The following is an 8,188-nucleotide window of genomic DNA, read 5'->3' on the forward strand; positions in this document are numbered from 1 at the left end:
CCGCCGGAGGCATCTTCTTCCTAGTTCTTGAACGTAGCGCCGGCGCGCAGGGCTTCGGCGTTCTTGGGGATGAGGTGGCTGTAGTGCTTGGCGATGACGTGGGAGAGGCTTTCCTCCACCACGGACAGGGGCAGGACGCCCGTGGCCGCGACGTAGGCGCCAAGCGCCACCATGTTGGCCATGCGCGTGTTGCCGAGGCCGTCGGCGATCTCGTTGCAGGGCACGGCCACGACCTTGACCCGCGCCTCGTCGGCCAAGTGGGCGTCGATGAGCGAGGAGTTGAGCACGAGCACCCCGCCGTCGACGAGCTGGGGCTGGAACTTGTCCAGCGACGGCCGGTTCATGATGATGAGGCTTTTGGGGCTGCGGATGATGGGCGAACCGATGGCGTCGTCGGAGACGACGACGGTGCAGTTGGCCGTGCCGCCGCGCATCTCCGGGCCGTAGACCGGGATGTAGGTGACGTTGAGGCCGTGTTCCATGCCGGCGTAGGCCAGCAGGTTGCCGATGAGCATCACGCCCTGGCCGCCGAAGCCGGCCATGATCACGTCCTGATACAAACTCATGACCCTAGTCCTCCTTGGCCGCGTCCTTGAAGACGCCAAGCGGAAAGCCGGGGATCATCTCCTTGGCCACGCGTTCGTTGGCGGCCACGGCCGAGACTCTCCAGTTCGTGGGGCAGGTGGCGAGGAATTCCACGAAGCCGAATCCCTCTCCCTTGACCTGGACCTCGAAGGCCCGGCGCAGGGCGCGCTTGGCTTGCGCCATGTGCTTGACGGAATCGACCGCCACCCGGGAGCTGTAGGCCACGCCGTCGAGGGAAGCGATGATCTCGGCCATGCGCATGGGGCCGCCTTCGCGCTCGGCGCAGCGGCCGGCCGGGCAAGTGGTGGTCTTCTGGCCGATCATGGTGGTGGGGGCCATCTGGCCGCCGGTCATGCCGTAGACGGTGTTGTTGACGAAGACGATGGAGATGCGCTCGCCCCGGTTGGCGGCGTGCATGATCTCGGCCAGGCCGATGGAGGCCAGGTCGCCGTCGCCCTGGTAGGCGAAGACGAAGGCGTCGGTGCGGGCGCGCTTGACGCCGGTGGCCACGGCCGGGGCGCGGCCGTGGGGGGCTTCCACGGTGTCGACCAGGATGTAGTTGTACAGGAACACCGAGCAGCCGATGGAGCTAACGGCGATGGTTCTCTCGACCAGGCCGAACTCTTCCAGGCACTCGGCCACCATGCGGTGGATGACGCCGTGCTGGCAGCCCGGGCAGTAGTGGGTGGGCACGTCGGCCAGGGCGGCCGGACGGTCGAAGACCAGTTCTTCCTTGATGTCAGGCTGGCAGGACATTTAGGCCCCCTTTACGGCAGCCCGGATGGGCTCCACGAATTCGTCGGGCGTGGGCAGGTTGCCGGGGAACACGCCGTAGAAGTCGGAATCGGCCAGGCCGCGCACGGCCAGGCGTACGTCGTCGACCATCTGGCCGAGGTTGTGTTCGATGGTGAGAAAGCGCTTGCCGGCCGCGGCCAGGGCGCGCAGCTTTTCCTCGGGGAAGGGGTAGAGGGTGACGGGCCGCAGCAGGCCGACCTTTTGGCCCTCGGCGCGCAGCACGCGCACGGCGGACTTGGCGATGCGGCCGATGGAGCCGTAGGCCACCACCACGAGGTCGGCGCTCTCGGTCTCGAAGTTCTCGAAGAGGACCTCGGCGCGCATGGCCTCGTATTTCTTCTGCAAAAGCTTGTTCTGGCCAGCCAGGGCCCCGTCGTCGAGGAACAGCGACTTGAGGAGCCTGGGGGCGCGCTCGCCGCGACCGGTCAGCTTCCAGTCGCCGCCCTCGGCGGGATCGATGGGCAGCGCCTCGCGGGGGGCCACCGGCTCCTTCATCTGGCCGACGATGGCGTCGCCGAGGATGAGCACCGGGTTGCGGTACTTGAACGCCAGCTCGAAGGCGGAAAAGGTCAGGTCGTAGCATTCCTGGCAGGTGGCCGGGGCCAGGACCAGGGTGCGGTAGTCGCCGTGGCCGCCGCCCTTGACGGACTGGAAGTAGTCGCCCTGGGAGGGGCCGATGTCGCCGAGTCCCGGACCGCCCCTGTTCATGTTGACGACCACGCCCGGCAGCTCCGAGCCGGCCATGTAGGAGATGGCCTCCTGCATGAGGGACACGCCCGGGCTCGACGAGGTGGTCATGGCGCGCACGCCGCAGGCCGCCGCGCCGAGCAGCATGTTGGCCGCCGCGACTTCGGACTCGGCCTGGACGAACTGGCCGCCGGCGGCGGGCATGGCCGAGGAGAGCATCTCGGGGATGTCGTTCTGGGGGGTGATGGGATAGCCGAAGTAGCAGCGGCAGCCGGCGGCCAGAGCGCCCTGGGCGATGGCCTCGTTGCCCTTGATGAAGACGCGCTTGGCCGACATCAGTCGTTCTCCTTGGCTTTGCTTTTGACGCTGCGCCAGACCTTGATGGCCACGTCCGGGCACATCTGGGCGCAGGCGGCGCAGCCCGTGCACTTGTCCTTCGCGGCCTCGGGGACTTCGGCCACCTTGTAGCCCTTGGCGTTGAAACGCGAGGAGGCGGCGATGATGGTCTTGGGGCAGACCTGGGCGCACAGCAGGCAGCCCTTGCACCGTTCCTCGTCGATGACGATCCGCGACATCGGTTCACTCCTTTGCGGGTGCGTCGGGCATGGGGCGAAATCCGCCCGCCGGGAGAGCCCGCTGCTCTCCCTGCCCGGGAAAACCAAGCGATGAGGGACGCCGAAGGGCGGCTATGCGCGCACCAACATGGCGTCGCCGTAGGAAAAAAAGCGGTAGCCGGAGGCGATGGCCTCGCCGTAGGCGGCAAGCAGGCGTTGGCGTCCGACCAGGGCGGCCAGCATAATCACCAGGGATGATCCAGGCAAATGGAAATTCGTGACCATGCCGTCGAGCACCCGGAAGGCGTGGCCCGGGCGGATGAAGATGTCGGTCTCGCCGGCGAAGGCCGTCATCTCCCCGGCCTCGCGCACCACGCCTTCGAGAGTCCGGGCGGCGGTGGTGCCCACGGCCATGACGGCGCGGCCCTCTTCCCTGGCCCGGCGCACGGCCGCGGCGGTTTCGGCCGGGACCTCGATCCATTCCCTGTGCATGGCGTGGTCGCGGATGTCCTCCACCCGCACCGGCGAGAACGTGCCTATGCCCACGTGGCAGGTGACGCTGGCCAGGCCGAAGCCGCGCGCGGCCAGCGTGTTCAGCAGTTCCCGCGTGAAATGCAGGCCGGCCGTCGGGGCGGCGGCCGAGCCGAGCTTGTCGTCGCGGGCGTAGACGGTCTGGTAGGTCTCGCGGTCGCCGGCGTCGTCGGCGCGCCGGATGTAGGGCGGCAGAGGGATGTGGCCGATGCGCGACAGGATGTCCGGCAGGTCGCCGCGCCAGGACAGGACGAAGTCGGTGTGGCCGAAGGCTCCCCGCCTGGTGGCGGTCAGATGCAGGTCCGGAGCGAAGTCGATGCGGTCGCCGGGCCGGGGCGGTCGCGAGACACGAAGAAGCCCCGAGGCCGGGGCGCTCGTCCAGCCCGAGGCCGGGTCGGTCACAGGGGAAAGGAGCGCCACGGGCGTGGTGAGCAGCAGCTCCGCCGCGCCGCCCGTGGGCTTTTGGCCGAAAAGGCGCACCGGGGCCACCTTGGTGTCGTTGACCACGAGCAGCGCGCCGGGCGGCAGCAGGGCCGGCAGGTCGGCAAAGACGGCATGGCCGACCGCGCCCGTGGCCCGGTCGAGGGTCATGAGGCGGCAGGCGTCGCGCTTTTCGCACGGCCGCTCGGCAATATGCCCGTCGGGCAGGTCGAAGCGGTAGGAGGCGAGCAGGTCGTCCGGAGTGGGCGGGGTGTCGTGGGGCAAGGCGAAGTTCCCGTGGGCGGTCGTTTAGAGGCGCGCCAGGCCGGCCGCGACCAGGGCGGCCATGCGAGCCATGGCTTGGGCCATGTCCATGGGCCGGCCCGTCTCCAGGGCGGCCGAGGTCATGGCCACGCCCGAAAGTCCGCAGGGCACGATGGCGTCGAAAAGACGCAGGTCGTTGTCCAGGTTGACGGCGATGCCGTGGGTGGCCACGCCGCGCGACACGTGGATGCCGAGCGAGGCGATCTTGCGCTCGCCGACCCACAGCCCGAGGGGATTCTGGCGACAGACCGCGTCCACGTCGTAGCCGGCCAGCAGCTCCCGCCCCAGTTCCAGCACCCAGGCCACGAAGCTCTTGACCCCGAACCCGAGCGGCCGCAGCGCCATCACCGGGTAGACGACCAGCTGGCCGGGGTTGTGCACGGTCGTCCCGCCCCCCCGGTCGGTCTGCACGAGGTCCACCCCCGGCGGCGCGAAAAGCACCTTGTTGATGGGCTTGTTGCCGCCGAGCGTGATGACCGGGTCGTGCTCCAGGACGAACACGGTCCCGGCGGTCGCCCCGGCCTTGACCGCCGCCGCCGTCTCCTCCTGCAGGGCCAGGGCCTCGGCGTAGCCGATGCGGCCAAGCAGGCGCACTTCGGGCCGCGCGGCGGACTCAGGCATCGCCGCCCGCCACGATGCCGGCATCGAGCAAGGCCGTCACGTCGGCGATGACCCGCTCGGCCTGGTTCTCCGGCACCTGGCAGGTGCCGACGTTTTTGTGCCCGCCGCCGCCGTAGGACAGCATGAGCCGGCCGATGTCCGTGGGATTGGAGCGGTCGAAGATGGACTTGCCGACCGTCAGCACCACGTTCTGTTTGGCCTTGCCCCAGATGACCTGCACGCTCACGTTGCACTCCGGGAAAAGGGCGTAGGCCGTGAAGCGGTTGCCGGTATAGATCTCCTCCTGCTCGCGCAGGTCGATGAGCAGCACCTTGCCGACGACCTTGGAACGCTCCCGCAGCATCCCGACGAACTGCTCCTCCTGCTCGAAATAGCGCCTGACGCGCTCGGCCACGTCGGGATCGGCCAGGATCGTTTCCACCGGCTCGTGACGGCACAGGTCGACCAGGCGCATCATGAGCTGATAGTTGCTGATGCGGTAGTCGCGGTAACGCCCAAGGCCCGTGCGCGGGTCCATGATGAAGCTGAGGAGTATCCAGCCCTCGGGCCTGGCCACTTCCCCGGGCGTCAGGTCCCCGCTGTCGCAGCGGTCCACGTATTCGAGCATCTTGTCGAAGCTGGCCGGGAACGTCTCGTGCCCGCCGTAATACTCCCAGATGACCCGGGCGCAGCTCGGATAATGCTTGGAAGCGCCCTTGAACTCGATGTCGCCCAGGCGGTCGGCCTCGCTGGTATGGTGGTCGAACCACAGCCCGCAGCCCGGGGCGTAGGGCACGTTGGCCAGGATGTCGTCGGGACCGCACGCCACCTTGCCGTCCTGCACGTCCTTGGGGTGCACGAACACCCATTCGTCCATGACGCCGGCTTCCTTGAGCAGCACGGCGCAGATGAGCCCGTCGAAATCCGAACGGGTGAGCAGCCGCATAGAGGCCTCCTTGCCTGAAACGAAAGCGCCCCGGACCTGGCCGGCGCACGATCGGAAATTCTAGCCCAGGGCACAGCGGGAGGCAACACGCGACCGGACGGCCAACCGGGCACGGCGCATTTTTTCCTTTGCCAACAATTCGGTTTTCCTGTGAAATGCCACAAGGATCATCCCATGAAGCACCGCCCTTCCGCCGCCCGTGCCGCGACCAGCCTGGACGATCTGGCCGCCCTCATGGCCGCGTCGGCCGAACTGCGCCGCCAGGCCGCCGCCGCCATCCTGGCCGGCAAGCCGGTCGCCGCCCAGGTCATCGCCGGGCTGGCCGAAATCCGCGACGCCCTGGACGCGGCCGTGGACCGGGACGGCATGGCCCAGCTCGCCGCCGGAGACGACCAGGCGGCCCGCCTGGATCTGTCCGAGGAAACGGCCGAGCTCGAAAACGACGTGCTCTACCTCGAGGAAGGCCGCGAAGCCCTGCTCAAGCACGTGGGCAAACGCCGTAAGGGCCTTCGCGACGCGGTGCGCGACGCTCTGCGGGCGCTGGCCCTGCACGGCGTGGAGACGCTTTTGTGCCAGTCCGACGCGCTCTTCCGGGCTCCGGGGCAGCGTTTCGTCACCGCCGTGCAGCCGGCCTGGAACGCCGTGGCCCTGGGGCGCTACGCCGCGGCCCGGGCGGCCCGCACCGTGCTGTGGTCGGCCGCGCCGCTCTCCGGCCCGGGGCTGGCCGACCTGCGCGCCCTGCCCCGGCGCGCCTGCGCCCTGGCCGGGTCGGGCGGCCGCCAGATCCTGGACGCCGAGGGGCGCGAAAGCGCCTGGCCCATGCCCCTGGCCAAGGCCAGCCTGCTCGAATCCATCAACGCCCGCCTGGCCATGCTGCTGGCCGATCCCGAGTGGCGCGCCTTCGCCTTCATGGGATCGGGCCTGCAGTTCCGGCGCGGCGAGACCGTGGTCGCCCGCCAGGACGACCGGGAAACCGTGGGCGAAGACCTGTCGCGCTCCCTGCTCGAACACATCCACGACATCGTGGATGCGGTCGATCCCGAGCGCGAGCACTTCCGCGTCGAGGACGACGGCCGCGACGTGGTCGTCACCCCGACGACGAACGCCGCCGACGCGGGAGGAAATTTTTCCGCCGGGGACGGCCTGCGCGCCCTGGAACAAGCCCTGGGGACGAACCTCGCCCAGGGGCCGCATCTTTTGTGCTGCGCCGGCGCGGACGGCATCGAACTGCTCGAGGCGCTCCTGGAGCGCACCGAAGACGTGGCCTGCCTGTTCGTCGGCGACCGCGAGGACCTCGGCCGCAAGGCCCGGGAACTGTGCCCCCGCACCGCCCTGGCCGGACATCCGGACACGGCCGCCGCCGTCTTCTCGGCCGCCGCGCCCTGACGGGCCCTCAGTCCACCTTGGTGTTGTCGATCCAGTGCTTGCGGTAGAAATACAGCGTCATGCCGATGATCGTGAGCCCCATCATGCCCATGAGGGCGTAAATGCCCCACTGCTCGGACTTCAGCGGCAGGTTGTCGAAATTCATCCCGAAAAAGCCGACCAGAAAATTGAGCGGCAAAAAGATCGTGGCCACCAGCGTCAAATACTGGCCCACGGCGTTCATGCGCAGCTCCGCCTTGGTCATGGACAAGCCCACCATCTCGGAGAGCATCTCGCGCAACGTCTCCACCGCATCGAGCACCTGGTACACGTCCTGGCGGATGTCGTTCCATAAAAACGCCACACCGGGATCGGCCGTGTTGGACTCGTCGGCCATGTAGCGGCCCAGGACCTCGCGCAAGGGCCACAGGGAACGGTGCAGGAAAAGCACCTCGCGCTTGAGCCGGTACGTCTCGGTGAGCGTGTCCGCGCCGCCGCCGGACAGGATCGTCTGCTCCAGCTCCTCGATGTCCTCGGCCAGCCGGCCGAGCGTCAGGATGTAATCGTCCAGGATGGCCGCGATCAGCGAATAGGTCAGATGCTCGCGTCCGCGCTTGGCCAGCTTGCCGCCCCCCTTCTCCAGCCGCGCCGCCAGCGCATCCCACAAGTTCGCCTCGCGCTCCTGAAATGTCAGCACATAGCCGTCCGAGGCGACGATGCACACCTGCTCGGCCAATACCCGCTTGGCCGACTCGTCGTAGCCCAGCAGGCGCAGGAGCACGAAAATCCCGGAATCATACTCCTCCATCGCCGGGCGATGCCCCGTGGCCAGCACGTCGTCCACCAGCAGCGGGTGCAGGCAAAACCGCTTGCCCACCTCCCGCACGAACGCCTCGTCGTGCACGCCCACCACCCGCACCCAGTTGACCTTCCCGGACACCACCTCGGGCTCGCCCTCGCCCAGCTTGTCGTAACGGCGCACCGTCACCGACGTGGCGTCGTAGGAATACACCAGTACATAAGGCGTAAACGTCTGGCGCTCGGGAAAGGCCGACTCCCCCGGCTCAGCATCGGCCGTCCCCCGCACCCGTCGCTTGAATCGCTCCAGCATGGCGGCTCCTTATACGGTCGTCTGGCATCCGGCCGCCCACGGCAGCCTGTAAGGCTATAGCCGGGGGGGCGGCGTCCAGGCAACCGGACGAGAGGAAGAGAGGCGGACGAAGGGGGAATGCCTCCGGCGGCCGGGGGCATGATGCCCCCCGGACCCCCTCGCTGGGGGGCGGGGGATGGGAAAGCGGAGGGGAGGCTGGTCGTGGGCGGGAGTGCGTCGGCGAGGCCGGAATTTCCCCGGCCGATGCCGCCGCTTCGCGGCAGGCTCGGC

General features: G+C 68.7%; 9 protein-coding genes. 1 reads left to right on the forward strand and 8 read right to left on the reverse strand.

Features of this window, described 5'->3' with window-relative positions:
- Positions 1 to 20: 20 nt before the first annotated feature.
- The 7 genes from Q1K70_RS04185 to Q1K70_RS04215 form a co-directional block, all read right to left on the reverse strand.
- Entirely contained in the window at positions 21 to 566 is a 546-nt protein-coding gene (locus tag Q1K70_RS04185) for a 2-oxoacid:acceptor oxidoreductase family protein (protein ID WP_300156161.1), read from the reverse strand.
- Positions 567 to 570: 4 nt separating this feature from the next.
- Positions 571 to 1,341, reverse strand: a complete 771-nt coding sequence (locus Q1K70_RS04190; RefSeq protein ID WP_300156163.1) for a thiamine pyrophosphate-dependent enzyme — start codon at positions 1,339 to 1,341, stop codon at positions 571 to 573.
- Entirely contained in the window at positions 1,342 to 2,403 is a 1,062-nt protein-coding gene (locus Q1K70_RS04195) for a 3-methyl-2-oxobutanoate dehydrogenase subunit VorB (RefSeq protein ID WP_300156165.1), read from the reverse strand. It abuts the gene before it with no gap.
- A complete protein-coding gene (locus Q1K70_RS04200) occupies positions 2,403 to 2,642 on the reverse strand; it encodes a ferredoxin family protein (RefSeq protein ID WP_300156167.1) in 240 nt (79 codons plus the stop codon). The genes Q1K70_RS04195 and Q1K70_RS04200 overlap by 1 nt, the downstream gene beginning before the upstream one ends.
- Positions 2,643 to 2,753: 111 nt before the next feature.
- Positions 2,754 to 3,857 carry a tRNA preQ1(34) S-adenosylmethionine ribosyltransferase-isomerase QueA gene (queA, locus tag Q1K70_RS04205; RefSeq protein WP_300156169.1) on the reverse strand — a complete coding sequence of 368 codons (1,104 nt, stop codon included), beginning with the start codon at positions 3,855 to 3,857 and terminating at the stop codon, positions 2,754 to 2,756.
- Between the two features lie 24 nt (positions 3,858 to 3,881).
- Positions 3,882 to 4,517: a lipoyl(octanoyl) transferase LipB gene (gene lipB / locus Q1K70_RS04210; RefSeq protein WP_300156170.1), complete on the reverse strand. Its 636-nt coding sequence runs from the start codon at positions 4,515 to 4,517 to the stop codon at positions 3,882 to 3,884.
- A complete protein-coding gene (locus Q1K70_RS04215; protein WP_300156171.1) occupies positions 4,510 to 5,442 on the reverse strand; it encodes an exopolyphosphatase in 933 nt (310 codons plus the stop codon). The genes lipB and Q1K70_RS04215 overlap by 8 nt, the downstream gene beginning before the upstream one ends.
- Before the next feature lie 174 nt (positions 5,443 to 5,616).
- On the opposite strand from Q1K70_RS04215, the gene Q1K70_RS04220 reads away from it, so the two are divergent.
- Positions 5,617 to 6,828, forward strand: coding sequence for a hypothetical protein (locus Q1K70_RS04220; RefSeq protein ID WP_300156173.1), 1,212 nt, complete (start codon positions 5,617 to 5,619; stop codon positions 6,826 to 6,828).
- Between the two features lie 7 nt (positions 6,829 to 6,835).
- Here Q1K70_RS04220 and corA read toward each other — a convergent pair whose 3' ends face one another.
- The gene (corA, locus tag Q1K70_RS04225; RefSeq protein WP_300156175.1) at positions 6,836 to 7,918 is read right to left on the reverse strand and encodes a magnesium/cobalt transporter CorA; all 1,083 of its coding nucleotides are present in this window, start codon (positions 7,916 to 7,918) and stop codon (positions 6,836 to 6,838) included.
- Between the last annotated feature and the right edge of the window lie 270 nt (positions 7,919 to 8,188).

Source organism: Solidesulfovibrio sp. (assembly GCF_029978005.1).
Classification (GTDB): domain Bacteria; phylum Desulfobacterota; class Desulfovibrionia; order Desulfovibrionales; family Desulfovibrionaceae; genus Solidesulfovibrio.

Coding starts and splice junctions, on each gene's coding strand:
- Q1K70_RS04185 (WP_300156161.1), bottom strand. CDS start 566: ATGAGTTTGTATCAGGACGTGATCATGGCCGGCTTCGGCGGCCAGGGC.
- Q1K70_RS04190 (WP_300156163.1), bottom strand. CDS start 1,341: ATGTCCTGCCAGCCTGACATCAAGGAAGAACTGGTCTTCGACCGTCCG.
- Q1K70_RS04195 (WP_300156165.1), bottom strand. CDS start 2,403: ATGTCGGCCAAGCGCGTCTTCATCAAGGGCAACGAGGCCATCGCCCAG.
- Q1K70_RS04200 (WP_300156167.1), bottom strand. CDS start 2,642: ATGTCGCGGATCGTCATCGACGAGGAACGGTGCAAGGGCTGCCTGCTG.
- lipB (WP_300156170.1), bottom strand. CDS start 4,517: ATGCCTGAGTCCGCCGCGCGGCCCGAAGTGCGCCTGCTTGGCCGCATC.
- Q1K70_RS04215 (WP_300156171.1), bottom strand. CDS start 5,442: ATGCGGCTGCTCACCCGTTCGGATTTCGACGGGCTCATCTGCGCCGTG.
- Q1K70_RS04220 (WP_300156173.1), top strand. CDS start 5,617: ATGAAGCACCGCCCTTCCGCCGCCCGTGCCGCGACCAGCCTGGACGAT.
- corA (WP_300156175.1), bottom strand. CDS start 7,918: ATGCTGGAGCGATTCAAGCGACGGGTGCGGGGGACGGCCGATGCTGAG.